We start from the raw sequence: 242 nt of genomic DNA, 5'->3' as shown, positions 1-242 counted from the left end.
GCGGCGGTGAGGGGCGCGGGGCGCGCTGACCCGCGCCGGCCCCGCCCCCGCCCCCCCGCCCCCGCCCCCCCGCCCCCCCCCCCCGCGCCCCCGCCCCCCCCCCCCCCCGCCCCCCCCCGCCGCCCCCCCCCGCCCCCCCCCCCCCCCCGCCCCCACCCCCCCCCCCCCCCCCCCCGCCCCCCCCCCCCCACCCCCCCCCCGAGCCCCCGCACCCCCGCCCCCCCCACCCCCCCCCGCCCCGC

General features: G+C 96.3%; 1 protein-coding gene. It reads right to left on the bottom strand.

What is annotated here, in order from left to right:
- Window positions 1–242, bottom strand: a 242-nt coding sequence (locus AAEZ02_RS23800) for a hypothetical protein (RefSeq protein ID WP_351125596.1), incomplete at both ends; no start/stop codon positions are given.

Source organism: Shewanella sp. T24-MNA-CIBAN-0130, from assembly GCF_040310185.1.
In the GTDB taxonomy this organism is placed as follows: domain Bacteria; phylum Pseudomonadota; class Gammaproteobacteria; order Enterobacterales; family Shewanellaceae; genus Shewanella; species Shewanella psychromarinicola.
The sequence above is the reverse complement of the archived record's forward strand: the minus strand, read 5'-3'. Positions and strand labels throughout refer to the sequence as shown.